Annotated in this window: 25 protein-coding genes and 1 other annotated feature; of the genes, 11 read left to right on the top strand and 14 right to left on the bottom strand. The window is 67.5% G+C overall.

The window, feature by feature from the left end; all coding sequences use genetic code 11:
- Positions 1 to 90: 90 nt before the first annotated feature.
- From LO787_RS24150 to LO787_RS24140, 3 genes are all read left to right on the top strand, one after another.
- Positions 91 to 921 carry an arginyltransferase gene (locus LO787_RS24150; protein WP_232493496.1) on the top strand — a complete coding sequence of 277 codons (831 nt, stop codon included), beginning with the start codon at positions 91 to 93 and terminating at the stop codon, positions 919 to 921.
- A gap of 135 nt (positions 922 to 1056) precedes the next feature.
- Positions 1057 to 1881, top strand: a complete 825-nt coding sequence (locus LO787_RS24145; protein WP_232493495.1) for a hypothetical protein — start codon at positions 1057 to 1059, stop codon at positions 1879 to 1881.
- A 44-nt stretch (positions 1882 to 1925) separates the two neighbouring features.
- Positions 1926 to 1981, top strand: a sequence feature (sul1 is cis-regulatory element that is thought to sense ions involved in sulfur or methionine metabolism; They are found in Alphaproteobacteria).
- Positions 1982 to 2043: 62 nt separating this feature from the next.
- Entirely contained in the window at positions 2044 to 3534 is a 1491-nt protein-coding gene (locus tag LO787_RS24140; RefSeq protein WP_232493494.1) for a SulP family inorganic anion transporter, read from the top strand.
- A gap of 4 nt (positions 3535 to 3538) precedes the next feature.
- On the opposite strand, the gene LO787_RS24135 is transcribed toward LO787_RS24140, so the two are convergent.
- The 7 genes from LO787_RS24135 to LO787_RS24105 form a co-directional block, all read right to left on the bottom strand.
- On the bottom strand, positions 3539 to 3925 hold the full coding sequence (locus LO787_RS24135; RefSeq protein ID WP_232493493.1) for a DUF1801 domain-containing protein: 387 nt from the start codon (positions 3923 to 3925) through the stop codon (positions 3539 to 3541).
- Positions 3922 to 4548, bottom strand: coding sequence for a lysozyme (locus LO787_RS24130; protein WP_232493492.1), 627 nt, complete (start codon positions 4546 to 4548; stop codon positions 3922 to 3924). Before LO787_RS24130 ends, LO787_RS24135 begins: the two co-directional genes overlap by 4 nt.
- Before the next feature lie 313 nt (positions 4549 to 4861).
- Complete coding sequence (glnA, locus tag LO787_RS24125) at positions 4862 to 6271, bottom strand: type I glutamate--ammonia ligase (protein WP_232493491.1); 1410 nt, start codon at positions 6269 to 6271, stop codon at positions 4862 to 4864.
- A 104-nt stretch (positions 6272 to 6375) separates the two neighbouring features.
- Positions 6376 to 6714 carry a P-II family nitrogen regulator gene (locus tag LO787_RS24120; RefSeq protein ID WP_008832116.1) on the bottom strand — a complete coding sequence of 113 codons (339 nt, stop codon included), beginning with the start codon at positions 6712 to 6714 and terminating at the stop codon, positions 6376 to 6378.
- A 484-nt stretch (positions 6715 to 7198) separates the two neighbouring features.
- On the bottom strand, positions 7199 to 8122 hold the full coding sequence (gene argC / locus LO787_RS24115) for an N-acetyl-gamma-glutamyl-phosphate reductase (protein WP_232493490.1): 924 nt from the start codon (positions 8120 to 8122) through the stop codon (positions 7199 to 7201).
- Positions 8119 to 8424 carry an SH3 domain-containing protein gene (locus tag LO787_RS24110; protein WP_232496413.1) on the bottom strand — a complete coding sequence of 102 codons (306 nt, stop codon included), beginning with the start codon at positions 8422 to 8424 and terminating at the stop codon, positions 8119 to 8121. The genes argC and LO787_RS24110 overlap by 4 nt, the downstream gene beginning before the upstream one ends.
- A gap of 228 nt (positions 8425 to 8652) precedes the next feature.
- Positions 8653 to 10035: a leucyl aminopeptidase family protein gene (locus LO787_RS24105; protein WP_232493489.1), complete on the bottom strand. Its 1383-nt coding sequence runs from the start codon at positions 10033 to 10035 to the stop codon at positions 8653 to 8655.
- Between the two features lie 49 nt (positions 10036 to 10084).
- Between LO787_RS24105 and LO787_RS24100 the strand changes: the two genes are divergently transcribed.
- From LO787_RS24100 to LO787_RS24090, 3 genes are all read left to right on the top strand, one after another.
- Entirely contained in the window at positions 10085 to 10912 is an 828-nt protein-coding gene (locus LO787_RS24100) for a DUF4163 domain-containing protein (protein WP_232493488.1), read from the top strand.
- 51 nt (positions 10913 to 10963) lie between these two features.
- A complete protein-coding gene (map, locus tag LO787_RS24095; RefSeq protein ID WP_232493487.1) occupies positions 10964 to 11794 on the top strand; it encodes a type I methionyl aminopeptidase in 831 nt (276 codons plus the stop codon).
- A gap of 149 nt (positions 11795 to 11943) precedes the next feature.
- Entirely contained in the window at positions 11944 to 13032 is a 1089-nt protein-coding gene (locus LO787_RS24090; RefSeq protein ID WP_232493486.1) for a hypothetical protein, read from the top strand.
- Positions 13033 to 13194: 162 nt separating this feature from the next.
- Here the strand turns inward: LO787_RS24090 and LO787_RS24085 are convergent, their stop codons facing one another.
- The 6 genes from LO787_RS24085 to bioF all read right to left on the bottom strand — a co-directional run bounded on the left by LO787_RS24085 (position 13195) and on the right by bioF (position 20010).
- A complete protein-coding gene (locus tag LO787_RS24085; protein ID WP_232493485.1) occupies positions 13195 to 15387 on the bottom strand; it encodes a TonB-dependent siderophore receptor in 2193 nt (730 codons plus the stop codon).
- Between the two features lie 200 nt (positions 15388 to 15587).
- A complete protein-coding gene (locus LO787_RS24080; protein ID WP_232493484.1) occupies positions 15588 to 16841 on the bottom strand; it encodes an adenosylmethionine--8-amino-7-oxononanoate transaminase in 1254 nt (417 codons plus the stop codon).
- Positions 16838 to 17470: a dethiobiotin synthase gene (gene bioD / locus LO787_RS24075; protein WP_232493483.1), complete on the bottom strand. Its 633-nt coding sequence runs from the start codon at positions 17468 to 17470 to the stop codon at positions 16838 to 16840. Before bioD ends, LO787_RS24080 begins: the two co-directional genes overlap by 4 nt.
- Positions 17467 to 18252: a methyltransferase domain-containing protein gene (locus LO787_RS24070; protein ID WP_232493482.1), complete on the bottom strand. Its 786-nt coding sequence runs from the start codon at positions 18250 to 18252 to the stop codon at positions 17467 to 17469. The genes bioD and LO787_RS24070 overlap by 4 nt, the downstream gene beginning before the upstream one ends.
- Entirely contained in the window at positions 18245 to 18850 is a 606-nt protein-coding gene (locus LO787_RS24065; protein ID WP_232493481.1) for an alpha/beta fold hydrolase, read from the bottom strand. Before LO787_RS24065 ends, LO787_RS24070 begins: the two co-directional genes overlap by 8 nt.
- Complete coding sequence (bioF, locus tag LO787_RS24060) at positions 18847 to 20010, bottom strand: 8-amino-7-oxononanoate synthase (RefSeq protein WP_232493480.1); 1164 nt, start codon at positions 20008 to 20010, stop codon at positions 18847 to 18849. The genes LO787_RS24065 and bioF overlap by 4 nt, the downstream gene beginning before the upstream one ends.
- Before the next feature lie 60 nt (positions 20011 to 20070).
- On the opposite strand from bioF, the gene LO787_RS24055 reads away from it, so the two are divergent.
- The 5 genes from LO787_RS24055 to LO787_RS24035 all read left to right on the top strand — a co-directional run bounded on the left by LO787_RS24055 (position 20071) and on the right by LO787_RS24035 (position 23647).
- Positions 20071 to 20220: a hypothetical protein gene (locus LO787_RS24055; RefSeq protein WP_232493479.1), complete on the top strand. Its 150-nt coding sequence runs from the start codon at positions 20071 to 20073 to the stop codon at positions 20218 to 20220.
- 65 nt (positions 20221 to 20285) lie between these two features.
- Positions 20286 to 20777, top strand: a complete 492-nt coding sequence (ybeY, locus tag LO787_RS24050; protein ID WP_232493478.1) for an rRNA maturation RNase YbeY — start codon at positions 20286 to 20288, stop codon at positions 20775 to 20777.
- Between the two features lie 22 nt (positions 20778 to 20799).
- Entirely contained in the window at positions 20800 to 21723 is a 924-nt protein-coding gene (locus tag LO787_RS24045; RefSeq protein ID WP_232493477.1) for a hemolysin family protein, read from the top strand.
- A 98-nt stretch (positions 21724 to 21821) separates the two neighbouring features.
- Complete coding sequence (locus tag LO787_RS24040; protein ID WP_232493476.1) at positions 21822 to 22661, top strand: LysR substrate-binding domain-containing protein; 840 nt, start codon at positions 21822 to 21824, stop codon at positions 22659 to 22661.
- A 254-nt stretch (positions 22662 to 22915) separates the two neighbouring features.
- Positions 22916 to 23647 (top strand): DUF2059 domain-containing protein, encoded by a 732-nt coding sequence (locus LO787_RS24035; protein WP_232493475.1) that lies wholly within the window; start codon positions 22916 to 22918, stop codon positions 23645 to 23647.
- 257 nt (positions 23648 to 23904) lie between these two features.
- Here the strand turns inward: LO787_RS24035 and LO787_RS24030 are convergent, their stop codons facing one another.
- A complete protein-coding gene (locus tag LO787_RS24030) occupies positions 23905 to 24924 on the bottom strand; it encodes a PhoH family protein (RefSeq protein ID WP_232493474.1) in 1020 nt (339 codons plus the stop codon).
- Positions 24925 to 25134 lie beyond the last annotated feature (210 nt).

Raw genomic sequence — 25134 nt, 5'->3', positions numbered from 1 at the left:
ATGACTCGCAACAGGCTGAGCCCGTATGCATATTTGCATGAGCAGACGGACCTGAGAGCCGGCCACAACGCTAGAGGAAGACCCAGTTAGGTGACCGCGCCCGTTCGATTTCCGCGCTTTTTCGTAACGAGCCCGGCGCCGTGTCCGTACCTGCCTGGCCGCAGCGAGCGCAAGGTCTTCACGGAACTCAAGGGCCCGCACGCCGATTCGCTGAACGATGCGCTGGGCCGCATCGGCTTCCGCCGCAGCCAGACGGTCGCCTACCGCCCTTCCTGCATCGATTGCAACGCCTGCGTCTCGGTCCGCGTCGTCGCTTCGGAATTCCAGCCCTCGCGGACGCAGAAGCGCACGCTTGAGGCGCATGCAGACCTCGTCGCCACGGTCTGCCGCCCCTGGTCCACCAGCGAGCAGTTCGACCTGCTCCAGCGCTACCTCGCGGTGCGTCACCCCGAAGGCGGCATGACAACGATGGACGAGGTCGACTTCGCCGACATGGTGGAGCACACGCCCGTCACCAGCTACGTCATCGAATACCGTGAGCCGTCCGCAGACGGCGTGACCCCGGGCCGCCTCGTCGGCGCCTGCCTGACCGACCGCCAGTGCGACGGGCTCTCGATGATCTATTCGTTCTACGATCCCGAAAGCATGCGGCAGGGCCTCGGCAACTACATCATCCTCGACCACATCCAGCGGTCGAACGAGATGGGGCTGGGCTACGTCTACCTCGGCTACTGGGTCGAAGGCTCGGCGCGGATGCAGTACAAGGTGCGCTATCGCCCGATGGAAAAGCTGGGCCGCGCGGGCTGGGAGCGCATCTCGGCCACCGAACACGACCGCCTGATCGCCGCCGCTGTCGCCAATCCCGGCGCAGGCAAGGGCGCGACCGGCCCCAAGGACGGAATGCCCGCGATCAAGGGCTGAGGGCGCGTCGCGCGTGCGACATCCCGCGTGCGACAACCGTTCGTTTCGCTTGATTGGCAGGGGCGGAGCAGGGCATAAATCCGCCTCGCAGAACCATGTGGACGGGCGGCGATCACCATGCACCAAAAGCGTTTGATGCTTTTCGCGATCATCGGCCTGCTTCCCACGGCTCTGTCTGCCCAGACCCCTCCCGAACTGCGTGATCTGGTCGGGGCTCGCGGATCGAGCGGCGAAACCCAGCTCAAGGCGCGGGGCTATCGTTTCGTGCGCCTGCAGGAAGGCGACGATCGCAAGTGGAGCTACTACTGGAACCCCGCCAACCACCAGTGCGTGACGGTGGCGACATATGATGGTCGCTACGACGCGATCACATCGAGCCCCGCACCCGATTGCGGAGAGGCCGAGCGCGCCGGCGACGCGCATCATGGTTCAGATGACCGTGGTCGCCATCCCGACATAGGTTTCGGTCGCCCTGCGCCGACGCGCGAAAGTCCGAGCTTTGCCGCCGCCGGGACCGGATACGTCGAGGTCCAGGGGCAGCAGGTCGAACTGGGCCTCGTCTGCTTTGGAGACGGGCAGCGGTCGGGTGTCGTCAACAGCAACGGCTGGACCTGGGATCGCGACAAGGACCGCTATGTCTACGGCAACCGGGTGGACATGACCGCGCAGCAGTTCGATGCCTCGGTGATGATACAGCTCTGGCCGGGCGGCGGGCGTATCAAGCTGCCGAAGAAGCTCATCCCGCCGATCCATTCGCGTGGAGACGGGGCATGGTGGGATATCTACGACGTGTCGCTCGGGCGCGACGTTATTTCAGGCGCCTACAGGCTGAACGGGCTCAACAAGCCCAAGCTGACGATCAACCGCACCAGCGGGCAGATTTCCATCGTCGGCACCGCGCCTTACGCCTTTCGCGGCACCTGCGACCTGATCGACGGGCACGACCACCGGCGTTTCTAGCCCTTGCGGACTTCGACGCATTTCCGCTAACAGCGGCGTACTCGCAAGGATCCGGTGCAATTCCGGATGGCTATTCCGGCCGCCGATCCGCCGGACAACATCACACATGACCTTGAAACCAAGCGCAGCCCGCTGCGCCATGTGCCTTGTTGTGGAATTTCCATGTCAGAACAGTTCACCCGCTACCGCCGGCAGTGGTTCAGCGACGGCGCGACCGCGCGCCGCGACGTGCTCGCCGGTATCGTCGTCGCGCTCGCGCTGATCCCGGAGGCCATCGGCTTCTCCATCATAGCGGGCGTGGACCCGCGCGTCGGGCTCTATGCCTCGGTCGCCATCGCCATCGTCGTGTCGCTGATCGGCGGGCGGCCGGGGATGATCTCCGCCGCCACCGCCGCCGTGGCGGTTCTGGTCGGCCCGCTGGTGCGCGAGCACGGCGTCGAATACCTGTTCGCCGCGACCATCCTGATGGGCGTGTTCCAGGTGATCGCCGGGCTGCTGCGGCTCAATCTCGTGATGCAGTTCGTCTCGCGCTCGGTCATCACCGGGTTCGTCAACGCGCTCGCCATCCTGATCTTCATGGCGCAGCTGCCGCAGCTTACTGGCGTGGGCTGGCAGACCTACGCGATGGTCGCGGGCGGGCTCGCGATCATCTATCTGTTCCCGCGCGTCACGAAGGCGGTGCCGTCTCCGCTGGTGGCGATCCTGGTGCTGACGGTGCTCGCCATCGGGCTCGGCATTCCGGTCAACACCGTGGGCGACATGGGCCGCCTGCCCGAAGGGCTGCCCACCCTCGCGCTGCCGCAGGTGCCCCTGAGCTTCGAGACGCTGCGCATCATCGCGCCCTATTCGCTGACGATGGCGGCGGTCGGCCTGCTCGAATCGATGCTGACTGCGCAGATCGTCGACGACATGACCGATACCGACAGCGACAAGCGCCGCGAATGCATGGGGCAGGGCGGTGCCAACATGGTCGCGGCGCTGTTCGGCGGCATGGGCGGCTGCGCGATGATCGGGCAGTCGGTCATCAACGTGACCTCGGGCGGGCGCGGCAGGCTCTCGACTTTCGTCGCGGGGGCCTTCCTGCTGTTCCTGCTGGCGGTGCTGGGCCCGTGGGTGGGACGGGTGCCGATGCCCGCGCTGGTCGCGGTCATGGTCATGGTCTCGATCGGCACGTTCAGCTGGGCCTCGATCGCCAACCTGCGCCGCCATCCGCCGACCTCCTCGGTGGTCATGCTGGTGACGGTTGCGGTGGTGGTGGCGACGCGCGACCTGTCGCTCGGCGTGCTGACGGGCGTGCTGCTCTCGGGCATGTTCTTCGCCGCCAAGGTGCAGCGCCTGTTCGCGGTGGAACGTAGCGAGGCAGGCGGCATCGCGACCTACCGCGTCTCAGGCCAGATCTTCTTCGCTTCGGTGGAGCGGTTCACCCGCGCGTTCCAGAACGAGGCCGACGCCGCGCATGTCGTGATCGACGTGTCGCGCGCGCACTTCTGGGACATCTCGGCAGTCGGCGCGCTCGATCGCATCGTCGCGCGCCTGCGCCGCGAGGGGCGCAGCGTGGAAGTGGCGGGCTACAACGCGGCGAGCGCCGATCTGGTCGACCGCTTCGCGCTCCACGACAAGACGGGCGTGGAGACGGGGGCGGTGCCGCACTGAACGCCTAGCGCTTCTTCTTCGCCCCGTTCAGCGCCGCCGCTTGCCGGAGCAGAGCCGCCAGCGCCGCGTCGTCGAGCGCGTCCCCCTCGTGGATGTCGATGGCGCGGCGGACATTGCCGTCGAGGCTGGCGTTGAACAGGCCCGCCGGGTCGGGCAGCGCTGCGCCCTTGGCGAAGGTCAGCTTGACCGCAGCCTTGTAGGTCTCGCCGGTGCAGACGATGCCGCCGCCCGCATACCAGGTGGGCACGCCGCGCCACTTCCATTCCTCGACCACGTCGGGAAGCGCGGCGAGGACGCAGGCGCGGACCTTGGCGAGCATCTCACCCCGCCAGTCGCCGAGTTCGGCGATGCGCGCGTCGATCAGCTGGGCAGGCGTGAGCGTGTCGGTCATGGCATCCCGTAGAGCTTGGCCTCTTCCGCGCGGCGGTTCTTGAGGCCGTTCATCGGCTTTCCGTCGTTGTAGATCCACTGCCCGAACTGCGCCTTCGCCTCGGCGAACTTGCCCGCCTTGTGCATCTTGCCCAGCGTCGAGGAGCGGATCGCGCCGGTGTTGTAGTGGAACGAGACGAGCGCGTCGAACTGGTTCTGCGTGGTCGCCGCCGTGCCGAGGAAAGCCGCCACTTCATCGACGTAGCTGACCATGTCGACGTCGAAGCGGGCGTCGCACTGTTCCTGCGTCCAGATCGTGCCCTTCTTCACGTCCGCGCCGGTCGAGCCCCAGCCGATGGTCCAGGGCTTGCCGTCGGCGCTGCCGGGGTCGGGATAGGCGGCGAAGGTGCCGTTCGCGAGGCGCTTCTCGCAGCCTTCCCACTTCTTGATGAGCTTCGCCCCCGCAGCGCCCAGCTTGCGGCCGCTGGCTGCCGGGGCGGGTGTTGGCGTGGGTTCGGGGGCGAGGCCGCCGGGAAGCGCGCCGGTGGACTGGTCGATGGCCTTGTCGAGCGCGTTGACTTCGGCCTGCGTGAAGGAACGGCCCAGTATCTTGCGGACCGCGTCGAAGATCGGCTTGCGATTCATGGAAAATGCCCTCCGCTGGAAAGACCACGCGCAGTATCGCGCCCGGTTCGGACTGCTTGTTTGCGTACCCGATGTTCTTGGGAGCGGCTTTGGTGCCGCCTTGGTGGCGCTCGGTCACTTCAAGCGCTCAGGATCAGGTACGCCTGCGGGCATGTTGTAGGAAAGCGGAATTTGCGCAGCGGCCGCCAGCTATCGTGATTTGTCATCGGCGCGCAGGCAGGGTGCCGATCGCAGGCCCTGAACGCGAAAGGGGCGCCCGGATTGCTCCGGACGCCCCCTCTCGGCGAACTTGTCGCCAGCGCTGATCGTGGGATCAGGCGCTGTAGTACATGTCGAACTCGACGGCCGACGGCGTGGTTTCCCAGCGCAGCACTTCGGGCCACTTGAGTTCGAGGTAGGCTTCGATCTGGTCCTCGGTGAACACGCCGCCTTCGAGAAGGAAGGCGTGGTCGGCCGCGAGGGCGTCGAGGGCTTCACGCAGCGAACCGCAGACGGTCGGCACTTCGGCGAGTTCGGCCGGCGGCAGATCGTACAGGTTCTTGTCCATGGCTTCGCCCGGGTGGATCTTGTTCTTGATGCCGTCGAGGCCGGCCATCAGGAGCGAAGCGTAGCACAGGTAGGGGTTGGCCATCGCGTCGGGGAAGCGGAATTCCACGCGCTTCGCCTTGGTGCCCGCACCGTAGGGGATGCGGCACGAGGCCGAGCGGTTGCGCGCCGAGTAGGCGAGCAGAACCGGTGCTTCGTAACCCGGGACCAGGCGCTTGTAGCTGTTGGTGGTCGGGTTGGTGAAGGCGTTCAGGGCCTTGGCGTGCTTGATGACGCCGCCGATGAAGTACAGGCAGGTCTCCGACAGGCCGGCGTAGCCGTTGCCGGCGAAGGTGTTCTCACCCTCGTTCCAGATCGAGATATGCGTGTGCATCCCCGATCCGTTGTCCTTCATGATCGGCTTGGGCATGAACGTGGCGGTCTTGCCGTATGCCTGTGCGACCATGTGGACGACGTACTTGTAGATCTGCATGCGGTCGGCGGTGGTGACCAGCTTGCCGAAGGTCAGGCCGAGTTCGTGCTGCGCCGAGGCCACTTCGTGGTGGTGCTTGTCGCAGGGCAGACCCATCTCGATCATGGTCGAGACCATCTCGGCGCGGATGTCGACGGCCGAGTCGACCGGAGCGACCGGGAAGTAGCCGCCCTTGGCACGCGGACGGTGAGCGAGGTTGCCCACATCGTAGTCCTTGTTGGTGTTGGTCGGCAGTTCGATGTCGTCGATCTTGAAGCCGTTGCCGTCGTAGCCGTCGTAGAACTTCACGTCGTCGAACATGAAGAACTCGGCCTCGGGGCCGACGAACACGGTGTCGCCGAAGCCGGCCGACTTCACGAACGATTCAGCGCGCTTCGCGGTCGAGCGCGGGTCGCGGGCGTAGAGTTCGCCGGTCGAGGGCTCGACGATGTCGCAGAACAGGATCAGCATCGGGGTGGCCGAGAACGGATCGGTGTAGACCGCTTCGAGGTCGGGCTTGAGGATCATGTCCGACTCGTTGATGGCCTTCCAGCCCTCGATCGACGAACCGTCGAACATCAGGCCGTCTTCCAGCTCATCCTCGCCGAGGACGGTCGAGACCATGGTCAGGTGCTGCCACTTGCCCTTCGGGTCCGTGAAGCGAAGATCGACCCACTCGATCTCCTCGTCCTTGATCTTCTTGAGGACGTCCTTTGCACTAGCCATTTTCTTGGTTCTCCAGCGTTACTCTTCCGATCCCGAAAGAGGATAGGGTTGGTCTTGTTGCGGGAATGCGACGGCCCCCATGCCGCCGAGACCCGATCCTGCGATCAGAGCGCGTCGTCGTCGCGTTCGCCGGTGCGGATGCGCACGGCGGTTTCGACCGGGACGACGAAGATCTTGCCGTCGCCGATGCGGCCGGTCTGCGCGGCGTCGGCGATGGCTTCGACCACGCGCTCCGCCAGCGCGTCGGGAACGACGACTTCGAGCTTAACCTTGGGAAGGAAGTCGACGACGTATTCGGCGCCGCGATAGAGTTCGGTGTGGCCCTTCTGGCGTCCGAAACCCTTGGCTTCGGTGACGGTGATGCCCGAGACGCCCACTTCGTGGAGCGCTTCCTTCACTTCGTCGAGCTTGAACGGCTTGATGATGGCTTCGATCTTCTTCACGCCTGCCTGGACCCCTGCACTTGCACCCGGACTGTCTCTTGAGGATGCCGGTCCGGGAACCAGAAGCCTCGCGCGCGATTCCCATCAAGAATCGTGCCAATGCGGTCGTACCCCTGATAGGACGAGTGTGCGTCTGCGAAAAGACCGGATTTGGGCGATTTACCCGGTCAGCAAACAATCTGTCGCATATGATGCGGGGGATCGGGGCAATCTTGTGTTCAAGATTCGGGCATCGGGTGCTCGAAAATTGTGCATTGCGGTGTTTGTGGCGCGGCTAACGGCTGGGCGCGACTCCGGGTCGTCCCGAAGCCTCTTGAATCGTCATTGCCAGCGCAGCGAAGCAATCCAAGGATCATGTGTCGGCCCTGGATTGCTTCGCTGCGCTCGCAATGACGAAGTGTCATTTAGTCGAGTTCACGGGCGCTCTGACGCGACGTAGGCCGTTCACGGCCAGCGGTCCCGGGGCGAGCCCGGGACGCGAGGGTCAGACCCGCAGGCCCGCCGTCTCTTCCAGACCGGCCATGATGTTGAGGTTCTGCACCGCAGCCCCGCTCGCGCCCTTGCCGAGGTTGTCGAGGATCGCGACGAGGCGCGCCTGCGAGCCGTCCTTCGCGCCCAGCACGCGCAGGGTGAGGGTGTCGACGGGCTCCATCGAGCCGCGCAGGAGCAGTTCGTCGGGCTGGTCGGCCTCGACCTTCACGACCTTGCTGCCTGCGTAGAATTCGGCGAGCGCGGCGCGCAGGGCGTCGGGCGAACCGGCGTCCTGCATCATCGAGAGGTGCAGCGGCACTTCGACCAGCATGCCGCGATGGGCGGGCACGACGGCGGGGGCGAAGATCGGATCGTGGCCGATGCCGGTCTGCGCCTTCATTTCCGGCACATGCTTGTGGCCGAGCGCGAGGCCGTAGGCGCGGAAGGCGATGTCGGTATCGTCCTCGAAGCGCGCGATCAGGGCCTTGCCGCCGCCCGAGTAGCCCGAGACGGCGTGGCAGACGTAGGGCCAGTCGGCGGGCAGCAGCCCGGCACGGACGAGCGGCGCGACGAGGCCGATGAAGCCGGTGGGATAGCAGCCCGGATTGCTGACGAAGCGCGCCTGCGCCACTGCATCGTGCCCGACGACTTCGGGGAAGCCGTAGGTCCAGCCTGCCGCGACGCGGTGGGCGGAGGAGGCGTCGATCACGCGGGTGCGGTCGTTGGCGATCATGCCGACGGCGGCCTTGGCGGCGTCGTCGGGCAGGCACAGGATCACGAAGTCGGCGTCGTTCAGCGCCTCTGCGCGCGCGGCGTCGTCCTTGCGGCGGTCATCGCTGAGCGTGATGAGCTGGAATTCGGCACGACCGGCGAGGCGGTCGGCGATCTCGAGGCCGGTGGTGCCCGCGGCGCCGTCGATGAAGACGCTGGCGGTCATGCCGCTTCGAGGTCCGAAAGCGCGACGTAGCCGACCGCGCCGTCCTCGCCCAGTTGGCCCCAGGACCAGCTTCCGGCGATGTCGAGCACGTTGAAGGTCTCTCCGGCGGGCAGGTCGGCGAGGGCGTCCGCCTCGTCGCGGCCGAAGGCCCGCAGCACTGCGCCCGCCTTGATCGTGCGCGGCATGGGCACGGCGTAGTGCGGCACGAAGTAGCGGCCCGCCAGCTTGATGTGGGCAAGGTCGCCGCGCACGGGAAGGCAGCCGGGATCCGCGCTCACGCTCGGTCCGGTCATGACCAGCATGCCGTCCGTATGGTCAGGGCGAGTATACGAATCCACAGAAGCCAACGCGGGTGCGTCTCCAAAATCAAAGATGCGCGCGCCTAGCCGAGACACGACATTTTCGCAAGTTCGGGAGTTCCGGGGTGCTGTCTCCCTCCTTCGTCATTGCGAGCGGCAAAGCCGCGCGGCAATCCAGCCCGGTTTGCGAAGGTCTGGATTGCTTCGCTTCGCTCGCAATGACGAAGAGGGTCAGCCATAGCGGCCCTTCAGCATGTGCCATGCCGCGCGCAGGCCGAGGGCGTCGCCGCCCTTGGGACGGCCGGGCTTGGCGGTGGGGCGCCACGCGAAGGTGTCGAAATGCGCCCAGTCGATGCCCTTCGGCACGAAGCGGTCGAGGAACAGCGCCGCCGTGCTCGCGCCCGCGAAGCCGCTGGAGCCGGCGTTGTTGATGTCGGCCACGTCGGACTTGAGGTATTCGCGGTAGCCCTCGTGCAGCGGCAGGCGCCAGCAGGGATCGTCGACCGCCTTGCCCGCCGCCAGCAGCGCGTCGGCAGTCGCGTCCTCGCGGGTGAAGAGGGCGGGCAGGTCCGGCCCGACCGCGACGCGCGCGGCGCCGGTGAGGGTGGCGAAGTCGATCATCAGCTCCGGCTTGTCCTCACCCGCGCGGGTCAGCGCGTCGCCGAGGATCAGGCGGCCCTCGGCGTCGGTATTGCCGATCTCCACCGAGATGCCCGCCCGGCTGCGCAGCACGTCGCCGGGGCGGAAGCTGTTGCCCGAGATCGCGTTCTCGACCGCCGGGACCAGCATGTGCAGGCGCACCGGCAGGTTCGCGCTCATGATGAGGCGGGCGAGGGCGAGGGCATGTGCCGCGCCGCCCATGTCCTTCTTCATCAGCAGCATGCCTGCGGACGGCTTCACGTCGAGCCCGCCCGAATCGAAGCAGACGCCCTTGCCGATCACGGCGATGCGCGGATGCTTGGGATCGCCCCATTCCAGCTCGATCATGCGCGGCGCATGGCTGCGGCCTGCCGCGCGGCCGACGGCGTGGACCATCGGGAAGTCGCGCTCCAGCACGTCGCCGCGCGTCACGCGAATCTCGGCGCGGAAGGCCTTGTGCAGCGCCTCGGCCTCGGCCTCCAGCTGGGCGGGGCCCATGTCCTCGGCGGGGGTGTTGACGAGGTCGCGCACCAGCATGACCGCCTCCGCCTCAGCGGTCAGGGCGTCGATCTGCGCGGGCTCGCCGGTCAGCAGCACGCGCGGGCCTTCGTCCTCGGCCTCCGACTTGTAGCGGTCGAAGCTGTACTGGCCGGTGATCCAGCCGAACAGCGCCGCGCCCGGCTCCCCGCCGACGCGGCGGTAGGTGCCGGCGGGCAGCTTCTCGGCCAGCTTGGCCATGCACCAGGTCGAGAGGGCGGCGGTGTCGGCCACGCCCGCGACCACGGACCAGCCGTCACCATCAGGGATGATCGCGTATTCGCCCGCGCTGCCGTCGAAGCGGTTCGCCTCCAGCGCGGCGCGCTGGGGAACGGCGAGGCCCTTCACGAATTTCTCCAGTCCATCCTTGTCGACGAGGTGGATGGAAACGGCCTTCTGGCCGCGGTCGGGCTGGATCAATGCGTTCTTGTCGCTCATGCCGCATTTCTCTAGCCTTCCCGGTAGCCCTGTTGCGAGAGGTATTTTGATGCGGATTGGCGGTATCGTGGTGGGTCTGGCGCTGCTGGCGGGTGCATGCAGCGGTTCAGGCGATGCCGGGACGCAGGCTACAGGCGGCGCGACTTTCGTCGCGCAGGATCTCGATTTCGGGACCGAGGCCCCGACCGAAGCCGCACCGCAGCCCAAAGGCCGCTCCGAAAAGGAGGAGACCGAGCTTTACGAGTTCGCCTATTCCTACCCCGATGCCGCCGCCGGGATCGAGGGGCTGCGCGCGATGCTCGACCGCAAGCTGGACGACACCAAGGGCGAACTCGTCACCACCGCGCGCGGGAACCGGGAGGAGGCGAAGAAGGACGGCTATCCCTACCACGCGCACTCGATGCAGGTGGACTGGAAGGTCGTCACCGACCTGCCGGGTTGGCTTTCGCTCTCCGCCGAGATGTACCAGTATTCGGGCGGCGCCCACGGGATGAGCGGGTTCGACACGCTGGTCTGGGATCGCGGGGCCGACACCGCGCGCAAGCCGGTGGACTTCTTCACCGGGCAGGACGCGCTGCGCTCCGCCCTGCAGGCGCCGTTCTGCAATGCGCTCGACAAGGAGCGCGAGAAGAAGCGTGGCGAACCGGTGCGGCATGATAGCAGCGACATGTTCGCCGAATGCATCGACCCCACGGCGCAGACGCTGATCCTGGGCTCGACCAACGGCAAGACCTTCGACCGCATCGGCATACTCGTCGCGCCTTACGAGGCGGGGCCATATGCCGAGGGCAGCTACGAAGTGACGCTGCCAGTGACGGGCAAGGTCATGGCCGCGTTGAAGCCCCAGTATCGCAGCGCGTTTTCGGTGAAGCCTTGATTTCTGGCCGATGATCTCGCAATTCCGCCCCCGATGCGCTATCTGGGGCGGATGACCGAATACCAGATCGTAGAGCCGGGCCAGGAAGACCTCCTGCGCGACGGCACCATCAAGCTGCACGGCCCCGACGGTTTCGAGGGCATGCGCCGCGCGGGCGCCCTTGCCGCGCGCATCCTCGACGAGATCGCGCCGATGGTGCAGCCGGGCGTCACCACCGCCGCCATCGACGACAAGGTGCGCGAACTGACCCTCGCGGGCGGCGCTGTTCCGGCGACGCTGGGCTATCGCGGCTATGCGCATTCGTGCTGCATCTCGATCAACCATGTCGTCTGCCACGGCATCCCGTCGGAAAAGACGCTCAAGGACGGCGACATCGTCAACATCGACGTGACCCCGCTGCTCGACGGCTGGCACGGCGACACCAGCCGCATGTACCTCGTCGGCGACGTGCCGCTGAAGGCGCGCCGCCTGGTCGACGTGACCTACGAGTGCCTGATGATCGGCATCGAGCAGGCCAGGCCCGGCAACCGCGTGGGCGACATCGGCGCGGCCATCCAGGCCTATGCCGAGGCGAACCGCTACGGCGTCGTGCGCGAGTTCTGCGGTCACGGCCTCGGCCGCCTGTTCCATGACGCTCCCGAAGTGGTCCACGCCGGTCGCCCCGGCACCGGCCCGGAACTGCGCCCCGGCATGTTCATGACCATCGAGCCGATGATCAACCTCGGCAAGCCGCCGGTGAAGCTGCTCTCGGACGGCTGGACGGCGGTGACCCGCGACAAGTCGCTCTCGGCCCAGTTCGAGCACTCGATCGGCATCACCGAGGACGGCTGCGAGATCTTCACCACCAGCCCCACCGGGATGCACAAGCCGCCTTACGCTTGAGGCGGGGCGGTTAGCGCATCCGTTCGTCATTGCGAGCGTAGCGAAGCAATCCAGCGGTGCGGGCCGACATGGATTGCTTCGCTGCGCTCGCAATGACGAGGGGGAGGGGATTGCCTTCCCACTCATCGCCCCGGCGCGCGCCTCTGCGCGTGACCCCGCCCGCACCGCATGACAGCTTCCCTCCCGCACAGACGGAAGGGAGAGCGATGGACCTGTCGGGCGGGATCGCGGTCGAACGCGAGCATGTCGTGGCGGAAAGGCCCGAGGACGGCATCCGCGATGCGGTGAACGTGTGGATCGAGGAGGAGAACGGCCTCTTCGCCATGCGCGTCGGCGTCGAGGCGGTGGGCGCGCAGTGGGACCGGCACGAACTCTGGCTCGACATCGCCTTTGCCGATGGTCGCCTGTGGTCGCGGCGCGGCGACGGGGAGACGCATCCCGCCTATGACGCGCAAGGGCGCCCCACCGTGCGCGGGACCGGGCCGGTGCGCTTCGAGTGCGTGGAGCCGTTCCGTCTTTGGACCGTGGCGTTCGAAGGGCCGGTGGCGCGGACCAGCGCGCAGGAGATCCTCGATAACCCGGACTTCGCCGAGACCGCGTGGAGCGAGGTGTCCTTCTCCGTCGATATGGAGATGGCCGCGATCCCGTGGGAGCCGGGCTCGATCCTGCCCGAAGCGGCCGAGGCGCTGGGTGGCAAGCAGGGCGACTACATGAGCCCGCGCTACGAACAGCTGTTCCGCGCCACAGGCACCCTGACCATCGACGGCGAGGCGCGGACGTTCCGGGCCAATGGCCTGCGCATCCGCCGCACGGGATTCCGCGCCTTCGCGGGGTTCTGGGGGCATTGCTGGCAGTCCGCCGTGTTCCCGGACGGGCGCGCCTTCGGCTTCAACTCCTACCCGCCGCGCGAAGGCGAGCCGCCGAGCTATTCCGAAGGGTGGATCATCGAGGACGGAGTTCGCACCGGCGCGCGGCCGGTGGTCATCCCCTGGTTGCGGCGGCTGGTGACGGGCGGGGAGGACGTGTCCTGCGAACTGGAGACGGTGGACGGCAGACGCATCGCCATCGGCGGGCGGACTTTCGCCAACACCCGGTCGCGCGGCGGGCATGTGCTGCCGCCGGACTGGCCGAAGGACTGGCCCATCGTCCAGCAGGCCCATGCGGTCTACACCTGGGACGGCGCGACGACGACGGGGATGATCGAACGCTCCAGCAAGCCGAGCGTGATGGACTTGTAGAAGGCCTTCCGTTCGTCATTGCGAGCGTAGCGAAGCAATCCAGCGGCATCGGATGGCCAACGGATTGCTTCGCTGCGCTCGCAATGACGAGAAGGGCCGTATGAAAGCAAGAGGGCCGCCGCGATGTGCGGCGGCCCCCCGTAGCCGATCAGACCTTGCCGATCAGAACTTGTAGTTCGCGCTGACCGTGAAGTTGCGCGGCGCGCCGTAGCGGTACTGGCTGAACGAGCCGGTCTGGCTGTAGTACTTCTTGTCGAACAGGTTCTCCAGGTTGCCCTGGATCTGCAGCTGCTCGGTGACGCTGTAGCGCGCCATCAGGCTGACCAGGGTGTAGCCTTTCTGCTGGAAGCGGAACGGTACGGGGTCGCCGTCGGCATCGAAGAGGTACGGGTTTGTGCCGTCCGAATAGCTCTTGCTGCGATAGTTCACGCCGCCGCCGACGGTCAGGCCTTCGAGGAAGCCCGGCAGGTCGTAGGTGGTGAAGATCTTGAGCAGCTTGCGCGGCTGGTCGGGATTCGCGGCGACGTTATTGGCGTCCTCGGCCTTGAACTGGCTGTAGCTGGCGTTGACGTTCCAGCCTTCGAGCGGCTGGCCGGTGACTTCGACCTCAAAGCCCTTGCTGGTGACGCCCTGCGCCGCGCGATACGGCTGGACCGGGTTGGTGCCCGGAACCGCGATCGGCTCGCCGTCGGTGATGCCGACGTTGTCCTGCTCGATGCGGAACAGCGCGACCGAGGTCTGCAGCGCGTCGTTGAAGAAGCTGCTCTTCAGGCCGATTTCGTAGGCGTTGCCGTCAAGCGGATCGAGCAGGTTCAGATTGCGGTCACGCAGGTTCTGCGGCTGGAAGATCTTGGTGTAGCTGGCATAGACGCGGTGGTTCGGCGTGATGTCGTAGAGCGCGCCGACATAGGGGATGAACACGTTGTCATCGCCATAGTCGCTGGTGCCGCTCCAGGCGAAGCCCTTCTGGTTCCAGCTGGCGAGGCGTCCGCCGACGATGATCTTCAGCGGATCGGCGACGTTCATGCGCAGTGCGCCGTAGTAGCCGGTCTGCTCGATGCGCTCCTGCTCGTTGCGGACGGGGGTGGTGCCCCAGACCGGCTCGGGGAAGGGCAGGCCCTTCTGGCCGATGAACGGGGTGTTCGTGGCCCACGAGTTCAGCCCCGTGCCCCATGCCGGATTGTTCTCGGTATAGGGTGCAACGAAGTTGTCGGTGTGGCGCTTCAGTTCGCTGTACAGCGCGCCGAGGACGACTTCGTGGTCGCGGCCGAACAGGGTGAATTCACCCTTCAGCTGCGCGTCGATGCTGTTCTGGGTGCTGACGCCCTTGGACTTGTAGGGGTTGCTCGATTCCAGCGTGCCGGTCGCCTTGTCGACGCCGCCGTACATGTAGAGCAGCTGGGTGTCGCCGGTGTTGCGCAGGCGGTTGTAGTTGACCGTCAGGTTCCAGCGGTCGCCGAAGCCCTGGCGGACAGTGGCGAAGATGTTCTGGTTGGTGGAGTTCCAGTAGGTCCAGTCGGCGGCCGTCGCCTGCGAGCGCGGCAGGTCGGTCAGCGTGCCGTCGGTGTAGAAGGTCGGCAGCGCGCCCCAGCTTGCGCCCTTGGGCTTGGTGTCCTGGTGGCTGATGCCGGCGCGGACCAGCGTGGAGTCGGTCAGGTCGGCCTCGATCACGCCGTACAGCACCCACTTCTTGCGGTGCTGGATGTCCATGTAGAAGTCGCCTTCCTCGTAGCGGCCGACCGCACGGGCGCGCACGCGACCGTCGGAGGTAAGTGCACCGCTGACATCGGCGGAGAGGCGCCAGGTGTTCCAGCTGCCGATGCTGGCGCTGGCGTAGCCGGTCAGCTCGGTGGCGTCGGCATGCTTGCGCACGAGGTTGACCGAGGCCGACGGGTCGCCCGCGCCCGAGAGCAGGCCGGTGGCGCCGCGCACGATCTCGACGCGCTCGTAGATCGAGACGTCGATGCTGGTCTCGCCGTTGCCGCCGGCGAGGGTCCAGGCGGCGGGGACGCCGTCGACCTGCGTGTTGCGGATCTCGAAGCCGCGCGCGAAGAAGCTGTTGCGAACGTCGTCGACCTCGTTGGCCGACACGCCGACGCTGTTCACGATCACGTCCTTAACGCTGATGAGGTTCTGGTCGAGGATGCGCTGCGAGGTCATGATGCTGACCGACTGCGGCGTTTCCTGCACCGAGAGGCCGAGGCCGGTCGCGGTGTCGATCTTGTTGTCGATGGTATACTTGCCGGTGACGACGATCTCGTCGCTGCCGGGCTCTTCGGCCGGAGCCTGTGCCATCGCGGGCATGGCGCTGAGCGCATAGGCGCTGCCCAGCATGAGAGCGAACTTGAACTTCATTATTGGTCCCCTGCCTGGAGCGTTTCCACTCGATTGCAGGGGCCGCTAGTAGGATTGCGGATCATTCGCAATAGCAATTTCGAGCCTATGCCGCATTTCGGCCCGAAGTGTGGCGCGATGCCTACAGCGCGCGCGTGGTCGCTGCTCGCCACGCGATCATCGGTTGCGGCATTGGTGGGGAAGCGGCGCTGTGGCGCGGCTCAGAACGAGATGACGGCCTCGCCGATGGCGTTCCACACTTCGTCGAGTTGATCGTCGGTGATGCAGTAGGGCGGCATCACGTAGACGGTGTTGCCCAGCGGGCGCAGCAGCGCGTCGCGCTCGCGGAAGAAGGCAAGCAGCCGGGGCGCGAGGTCGTTCATGTAGCCCGTCTCCCCGCCCGTCCGCAGGTCCAGCGCGGCGATGGTGCCGAGCGTGCGCGGGTTTTCGAAATGGCAGAAGCGGCCGAGCTTCTCCAGCCACGCGGCCTGACGCCGGGCGAGGTCGGCGACGCATTCGCGCACCGGCTCCTCGCGCCAGATGGCGAGGTTGGCGGCGGCGGCGGCGCAGGCGATCGGGTTGGCGGTGTAGCTGGAGGAGTGGAAGAACATCTTCGCCCGGTCGGTGGACCAGTGCGCGGCGAAGATCGGCTCGGTCGCCATCGTCACTGCCAGCGGCAGCGCACCGCCGGTCAGGCCCTTCGACAGGCACAGGATGTCGGGCACCACGCCTGCCTGCTCGCACGCCAGCAGGGTGCCGGTGCGGCCCCAGCCGGTCATCACCTCGTCGGCGATGAACAGGACGCCGTACCGCGCGCAGATCTCGCGCATCGCCCGCAGCGTTTCCGGCCCGTAGACCAGCATGCCGCCCGAGCCGAGGATCAGCGGCTCGACTATCAGCGCGGCGATATCGCCCTCGCGGCACAGGGCTTCCAGCGCGTCTAGCGTGACCTGCTCCGCCCCGGCGGCGGGGTAGGGGATGCGGCCGACGTCGAACAGCAGCTGCTCGTAAGGCTGGTTGAACACCCCGCGCGCGCCGACCGACATCGCGCCGATGGTGTCGCCGTGGTAGGAATGCTCCATCACGACGATGCGGTGGCGGGCCTCACCCTGCGCATGCCAGTAGCCGAGCGCCATCTTCAGCGCGACCTCGACGCTGGTGGAGCCGGAATCGGAGAAGAACACCCGCGTCAATTCGGGCGGCATGATCGCCCGCAGCCCGGCGGCGACGGCCTCCGCCGGCTCGTGCGTCCAGCCCGCGAAGATCAGCTGGTCCAGCTTCCCCGCCTGCTCGGCCACGGCGGCCATGATGCGCGGGTGGCAGTGGCCGTGCGTCGTCACCCACCACGAAGAGATCGCGTCGATCACCGTGCGGCCGTCCGCCGTGTGGAGCAGTGCCCCTTCGGCATGGGTGACGAGGGGGATCGGCTCTTCCAGCCCGTGCTGGGTGAAGGGGTGCCAGATCGCCGAACTCACGCGAAGTCCTCCACGCGGAAATTCGCGGCGAAGGCGGCGGCGAGCGTTTCGGGCGTCAGCGGATCGAGGCGGGGCAGGCGGCCGAGGCGTTTGACGCCGCCCATCGCGCAGATGGTCGCCTCGCTGTCCTCCACCGCATCGCCGACGAAGGCGACGCCGAGCACTTCGACGCCGCGCGAACGCAGCGCCTCGATCGAGAGCAGCGAGTGGTTGATGGTGCCCAGCGTGGTGCGCGCCACCAGCACCACCGGGGCGCCCCAGCGGGCGAACTGGTCGGCGTAGGTTTCGCTGCGGGAGATCGGGACGAGCGCGCCGCCCGCGCCCTCGACCACCAGCGGGCCATCGACCTGCGGCAGCGCGAGGCGGTCGGTGTCGATGGTCACGCCGTCGATCTCGGCGGCGAGGTGGGGGGAGCAGGGGGTGGCGAGGCTGTAGGCTTCGGCCAGCACCTTGCCCTGCGGCAGCCCGCCGAGATACGCCACGCGCTGCGCGTCGGGGCCTTCCTCCTCGATCCCGGCCTGCACCGGCTTCCAGTAATGCGCGCCCAGCGCACCCGCGAGCGCGGCGGCGAACACGGTCTTGCCGATGCCGGTATCGGTGCCGGTGACGATGATGGGGCGCGAAGTCATGAGGGGCTCACGTAAGGAAAGGTCGGGGCGCGGCGCAAGTGGCAGGTCGCGACTTCGTAGGTCACTTCGCATCCGCTTTGGGCGAAACGGGCCATGACGCGGCGCAGCTGCGCAGGGGTGAGGGGGCGGTGCGCGGGGGCGGAAGTGCCCGCACCGATGGCCTTCACGGCGCGCAGGAACGCGCGCGGATCGGGGTGGCGCTCAAGGTGGTCTTCCACCAGAAGCGTCTCGGGCGAGAGCGTGGCGAAGCTCTCCACGGGCGCGAAGGCGGGGGTGCCGGGGGCGATGCCCTCGGCCTCATGCGCGGCGCGCCACTCGCGGAAACTGTGGGGGCCGAGCGTGGTGACGACGAGGTGGCCGCCGGGCGCCAGCCACTGCGACAGGCGCGCGAGCGCGGCGGGCGCATCGTCGAACCACTGCACTGCAAGGCTGGAGCAGATGAGGTCGAAGGGCGCCCCCCCGGGCGTGCCGTGTTCGCCGTCGAGAGTGGCGAAGCGCAGCGTGCGGCCCGGTTGCGGGGCGGCGAGGCGGGCCTTGCAGCGCTCCACCATTTCGGGCGCGATGTCGGTGACGAGCCACTCGCCGCCAAGGCCCTGCGCGGCCAGCGCTTGCGTCAGGAAGCCGGTGCCGCAGCCGATCTCCAGCACGCGGGGGCTGGAGGGCAGGTCCAGTGCGGCGATGCGCGCGGCGAGGCGGTCGGCCACGTCGCGCTGCACGCGGGCGTTGCCGTCGTAGTCCGGCGCGGCGGCGAAGGCGCTGCGGATGCGGTCGCGCCTAGACATGCCCGAGCATCCCGCGAATGGCGGCGGCGCACAGGTCCGGCGCTTCGAGGGGCAGCAGGTGGCCGCCCGCCGCGTCGATGCGCTGCACATCGGCCCCGGCGAAGGTGGCCGCGCGCATGGCGGGCGGGAGCAGCGGGTCGGCCTCGCCGTGGATCGCCAGTACCGGCACTTGCGGGAGCGTCGCGCAGGCGTCGCGCAGGCGCAGGAGGTCGGCGGCGAGCGGTTCGGGGGCGATCTCGCCGAACGGGTCGGTGCAGCCGACGCTGTGACGGAACTCGGTGAGGACCGCGCGCGGGTCGGTGGCGAAGCGGCGGATCATGCGGTCGAGCACGCGGACGGGGACGCCCGTATCGCCGCTGAAGCGCTCGAACCCGTTGATCGCGACGACGCCTACCAGTCCCGGCGGCGGGGCGGAGAGCACCCGCATGGTCCCGAACGAGTGCGTCACCGCGATGCAGGGGCCTTCGACGAGAGGTTCGGCAGGCGCACCGAAGTAGCCGCGGTCGTCGGTCACGGCCTCGCATTCCGGCAGGAGCGCGATCAGCGGCGTCCAGAAAGTGCGGTCGAAGCCCCAGCCGTGGGCGAACAGCAGCTTCACCGAAGCGACTCTATCGCGGCGAGCAGGGCGTCGATGTCGCCCTCTTCATGCGTGGCGCGCAGGGCGATGCGCAGGCGGCTGGTGCCCGGCGGCACCGTCGGCGGACGGATGGCGGAGGCGAGGAAGCCCGCGTCCTCCAGCCTGGCGGAGAGCGCCATGGCATCCTCCTCCGCGCCGATGACGGCGGGCACGATCTGGGTCGAGGACGCGCCGTGGTCGAGGCCGAGGCGCGTCAGGCCACCGCGCAGACGCTCGCCCAGCGCGGCAAGGTGCGCGCGCTCGGCATCCATGCCGGGGATCAGGTCCAGCGCGGCATCGACCGCGCCCAGCACGGCGGGCGGCGGCGCGGTGGTGAAGATGAACCCGCTCGCCGCGTTGACGAGGTAGTCGATCAGCACGCGCGACCCGGCCACATAGGCCCCGAACCCGCCCAGCGCCTTGCTGAAGGTGCCCATGACGAGATCGACCTTGCCCGGCACCAGTGCCGAAAGCCCGCGCCCTTCCGGGCCGAGCACGCCCGTCGCGTGCGCCTCGTCGACGAAGAGGGCGGCGTCGTGGCGCTCGGCGATCTCGGTCAGGCGGGCGATGTCGACGCGGTCGCCGTCCATCGAGAACACGCTTTCGGTCAGGATCAGGCGGGCCGGGGCGTCGGCGCCCTTTTCCGCCAGCAGCGTTTCGAGGTGGTCGAGGTCGTTGTGGTGGAAGCGGTGCTGGCGCGCCCCGGCCATGGCGATGCCGGCGTGCATGCTCGCGTGGATCAGGCGGTCGGTGAAGACGGCGATGCCGGGAATGGCCGCCAGCAGCGCCGGGATCACTGCCGCGTTGGCCTGCCACCCGCTCGCGAAGATGAGCGCCGCCTCGCAGTGCTTGAACGCCGCGATCCGGGCTTCCAAGGCGAGGTGCGCCGCGCTCGTCCCCGTCACCAGCCGCGATGCGCCCGAGCCCGCGCCGTCGCGCGCGGCCCATTCGGCGGAGCGCTCCACCAGCAGCGGATGGCGGGCGAGGCCGAGGTAGTCGTTGCTGGAAAAGTCGATCAGCGTTCGCCCGGCGCGCTCCACGCGGCCTTGCGGCAGCAGCGCCGTGGCGCGAAGCTCGCGCCGCCGACCTGCGCGGGTCACGCGCTCCAGCGCCGCCTCGAGGTGGGAATCGAGCCTGCTCATGCCGCGCCCGGTATGGCAAGCTGGCCCTTGGCACAATGGGCCGCGCGTCCGGGGTGGGGTATGAAGGCGCTGTCCGGCGGGGTTTCGTCGATCGTTTCCTCTCTCCCCGAGGCTCTCGCCGGACGCATCCCTCCTTTCGTCATTGCGAGCGCAGCGAAGCAATCCGGCGTTGCGCGAGGTCGCTGGATTGCTTCGCTGCGCTCGCAATGACGAAGTGGTGGGGGAGTGCGCGCATGGCGCTCGACCCGCACCGCGCCCCGCGATAAAGCCCGGCGATGGATCTCGAAATCGACATCGAAGCCCCCTGGGCACCCGGCACCGACTGGGCCGACCTTGCCGAAGCGGCGCTGGAGGCGCTCGTCACGCTGGCGCCGGAGCTGGACAACCCGCGCCTCACCGCCAGCCTGCTGTTCACCAGCGACGAGGAGGTCCACGTCCTCAACCGCGAATGGCGGGCCAAGGACAAGCCGACCAACGTGCTCTCCTTCCCCATGCTGGAGCGCGACGCGCTGCTCGATCTGGCGCAGGACGGCCCGCCCGAGATGCTGGGCGACCTTGCCCTCGCGTGCGAGACCTGCACGCGCGAGGCGGCGGAGAAGGGGGTGCCGGTGGAGCACCACGCCAGCCACCTCATCATCCACGGCCTGCTCCATCTGGCGGGGCACGACCACGAGACTTCGGACGAGGATGCCGAGGCGATGGAAGCGCTCGAAACAAAGGCACTTGCGATTTTAGGCATTCCCGACCCATATGGGGACCGCACTTAGGCAACAGGGGTAATACCGAACGATGGCCGACAATGGCCGCCACACCGACTCCGCTTCCGGAGAAGGCGACAGTACCAACACGCTTTGGCGTGCTTTCAAGCGGCTTTTCCAGGCAGAGGGCGACCAGTCCCTGCGAGCCCAGCTTGAAGAGGTCATCAACGAGCACGAAGGCGATCCCGAGGGCGCCTCGACCGTCAGCGGCGATCTTTCGCCGATCGAGCGGCAGATGCTGCGCAACCTCCTGCATTTCAGCGAGCACGACGCGGACGACGTGGCGATCCCGCGCAGCGAGATCGTGGCGATTCCCGCATCGGCCAGCTGGGCCGACGTGGTGGAAGCCTTCGCCGAGCACGGCCACAGCCGCATGCCGGTCTACGGAGAGACGCTCGACGCCATCAAGGGCATGATCCACATCAAGGACGTGTTCCCGCTGCTGGCGCGCGGCGCGCCGCCGCCGGAGGACTGGACCACGCTGATGCGCCAGCCGCTCTACGTGCCGCAGTCGCGCGGGGCGCTGGACGTGTTGGCCGACATGCGCGCCCAGCGCACGCACCTTGCGGTCGTCATCGACGAGTACACCGGCACCGACGGGATCATCACCATCGAGGATCTGGTGGAGGAGATCGTCGGCAACATCGAGGACGAGCACGACGATGCTCCCGAGGAGTTGCTGGTTGCAATCGACGACGGGATGTGGGACGCGGACGCCCGAGCGGAACTCGACGAAGTGGCGCAGCGGATCGATCCGCGCCTTGCCGAAGTCGAGGAATCGGTGGAAACCCTTGGCGGCCTTGCCTTCGTGCTGGCCGGGCAGGTGCCCGAAGTGGGCGCCGTCCTGGACCACGACAGCGGCTGGAAGATCGAGGTCACCGATGGAGACGAACGGCGCGTGACGCGGCTTCGGCTGCATCCGCCGGTGGAAGAGTTGGAGAGAGAGGCAGAGTAACCGTCGTCGCCGGGCTTCCGGCGATGGCCACAGCTGAGTGAAAAGACAGTCTATTGCCTGTACGTCGTCTACCCCCTCTGCGCGCGCTCGAAGCGTTCGTGCGCGTCGTTCGCCTCGGTTCCGCCAAGGCGGCCGCCAACGAACTCGCGCTCAGCCCCTCGGCGCTGTCGCGCCGCGTCGCCGCGCTTGAGGACTTCACCGGCAAGCGGCTGTTCACCCGCCAGCACCAGGCGATGAAGCTGACCGACGAGGGCCAAGCGTTCTACACCGCCATCGCCCCGAAGCTGGAGGAGCTGGCCGAGGCGGTCGAGGCGCAGATCGATCGCGGGCAGGTGCTGCGCCTGCATCTGGGCGTGCCCTCGCTGTTCGGCGGCCAGCGCCTGTTCCCGCGCCTGCCGGAACTGCGCAAGCTGCACCCGCGCCTGCACATCGACATCGACACCGGCGCGCATCTGGAGGATCGCGTGGGCGATACGCTCGACGCGGCGATCATCCTGGCGAAGGAGCCGGACCCGCAGTATTACCGCGTCCAGCTCGATCACAACAAGGTCTACGCCATCACCTCGCAGGCGCTGGCGGACGAGATGGGCTCGGTGCCGGACGAGGCCAAGCTGTCGCGTCAGACCTTCCTGATCCATCAGGATCTGCCCGACAGCCTCGAGGCGTGGAAGCGGGCGATCGACATGCCCGACCTCGATCCGGCCTCGGTCGATCGCTTCGATTCCGGCCAGCTCGTGCTGGAAGCGGCGGCGCAGGGCCTCGGCATCGCGATCATGCACGACGACCACTTCCGCCGCGCGCACGACACGCGGCTGGCGCGTCTCTACGACGTCGAGGTGGAAAGCCCGTACCGCTACTGGTTCGTCTGCCGCCCCAAGTCACTGGAATCGCGCCCGGTGCGCATTTTCCACGAGTGGCTGCTGCAGGCGGGGCTGTAAGGGCCCACCGCCCTTTCCATTACCCTACCGTCGTCATTGCGAGCGGGATAGGTTGGACCCTGCCGAGGGGGCTTCGACAAGCTCAGCCTGAGCGGGTTTTGGAGATTACCTCTAATTCCGGTCAGGCTGAGCTTGTCGAAGCCCCCGCTGCGCGCGCCATCGCGTGACCGGCACCCTTTTCATTTTTCCCATTGCGGCGAACGGGATATGCATCGCGCCGTCCCGTTCATGCGGACCCCATGGGAGTATCTCAGATGCGCTTCGTCCTCACCGCCTGCGCGGCCCTGCTCGCGTCCGTTTCTCCTGCCTTCGCCGCAGAGCCTGTCGCGACCGATCCGGCGCGCCTTGCTGCCGCGAAGCAGACGGTGGACTACGTGTTCCCGCTCGGCACCTACGGGCGGATCATGAACGGCACGATGGACAAGATGATGGATTCCATCATGGACTCCATGATGCAGATGCCGCTGAAGGATCTTGCCGGGATCAGCGGCGTCGATACCTCGCAACTGGGCAGCGGCACCATGGCGCAGATCATGGAGATCTACGATCCCGCCTTCAAGCAGCGCATGCAGGTGTCCACCCGCACCATGATGACCGACATGATGGGCCTGATGACCCAGTTCGAGCCCGACATCCGCGAGGGGCTCGCCAGCGCCTATGCCGGGCGGTTCGACGCGAAGCAGCTTCAGGAGATGAACGCCTTCTTCGCCACGCCCACCGGCAAGGCCTATGCGGCCGAATCCTACATCATCATGATGTCGCCCGAAGTGATGAACCGGATGCAGGCGCTGATGCCCCGGCTGATGAAGGAGATGCCCGCCATCGTCGAGAAGGTGAAGGCCTCCACCGCCAACCTGCCCGCCCCGCGCGCCTATGCGGACCTCAAGCCCGCCGAGAAGGACAAGCTGGCCGGACTGCTCGGCATCTCGCGCAAGGAACTGGACGACGGCGAGGCGAAGAAGGCGCAGTCGCTCAAGGAGGAGTGAGGGGCGGAGAGGCGTGATGGCGTCGTCCCGGACTTGATCCGGGACCGCTGGCGGTCTTCAGGCGGGCGCTCTCGACCTGAGCAGAAAATAGAAGTTCGTCATTGCGAGCGCAGCGAAGCAATCCAGCCGCATGGCGCCGACATGGATTGCTTCGCTGCGCTCGCAATGACGAGGTGTGGGGCTGCACGCTTCAAGCCCGCTCACCCTGAGCTTGTCGAAGGGTCGCAGCCGAGCGAAGGGCCCATCCGCGCAGGGCGTTACTCCGTCGGCCCCTCGTAAGCCTCGACGATCCGCCCCACGATGGGATGGCGCACCACGTCTGCCGCGGTGAAGCGGGTGACGGCGATGCCTTCCACGCCTTCCAGTCGCGATACCGCGTCGGCAAGGCCGGAGTGGCGGTCGCCGCCGGGGATGTCGACCTGGCGCGGGTCTCCGCACACTACCATGCGGCTGTTCTGGCCGAAGCGGGTGAGGAACATCTTCATCTGCTCGCGCGTGGTGTTCTGCGCTTCGTCGAGGATGACGAAGGCATCCGCCAGCGTGCGGCCGCGCATGAAGGCGATCGGCGCGATCTCGATCTCTCCGTTCGCCAGACGACGCTCCACCTGCTCGGGCGGCATGCAGTCGTAGAGCGCGTCGTAGAGCGGGCGCAGGTAGGGGTCGACCTTGTCCTTCATGTCGCCGGGCAGGAAGCCGAGCTTCTCGCCCGCCTCGACGGCGGGGCGCGAGAGGATCAGGCGCTGGACCGATCCGGTCATCAGCTGGCTGACCGCCTGCGCGACGGCGACGTAGGTCTTGCCGGTGCCTGCCGGGCCCAGCGCGAAGATGACGTCCGACTTGGCGAGCTGGCGCATGTATTCGATCTGCGTCGCGGAGCGCGGCACGATCGTCTTCTTGCGGGTGCGGATCATGATCGGCGGCGCGCCCGCGTCACCGGTGATGATGCCTTCGAGGGTGGGCTCGCTGCTCATCGCGATGAGCGATTCGATGGCTCCGGCGTCGAGTGCCTGGCCCATCTCGAGCCGGTGGTACATGCCCTTGAGCGTGTCGCGGGCGCGGGCGACGGCGTCGTCCGGTCCTTCGATCTGGATCTTGTGGCCACGGGCCGAGATGTAGACGCCGAGGCGGTTTTCCACCTGCACCAGATTGGCGTCGAACTGGCCGAAGACGGCCCCCAGCAGCACGGGTTCGTCGAACTCTATTTCGACACGCGCCCGACGATGGGTTTCGGGGCGGAACTGAGCCGGATCAACGGCGCGAGCTGCTTTGCGGGCCATGTGCTCCTTTCATGCGAGATGGAGTCTCGTTCTGTCGTGAAGATGGCTCTGCATGGCGCATGCTGCAAGGAGGCGCGCCGGAAATTTCTTTCGTTTCGCCGGGGATAACTGCGCATTTCGGCGCTTGCGTCTGCAACTGTCGCAGGGGTGCGACACTTATGTCCGGCGGCTGCACGCCACATTCCCGGGTCGTTCAGGAGGGGGTGTGCA

The organism is Novosphingobium kaempferiae, from assembly GCF_021227995.1.
GTDB classification, from domain to species: Bacteria; Pseudomonadota; Alphaproteobacteria; order Sphingomonadales; family Sphingomonadaceae; genus Novosphingobium; species Novosphingobium kaempferiae.
Note: the sequence above shows the minus strand (reverse complement) of the source record. Positions and strands in the feature narration are given on the sequence as shown.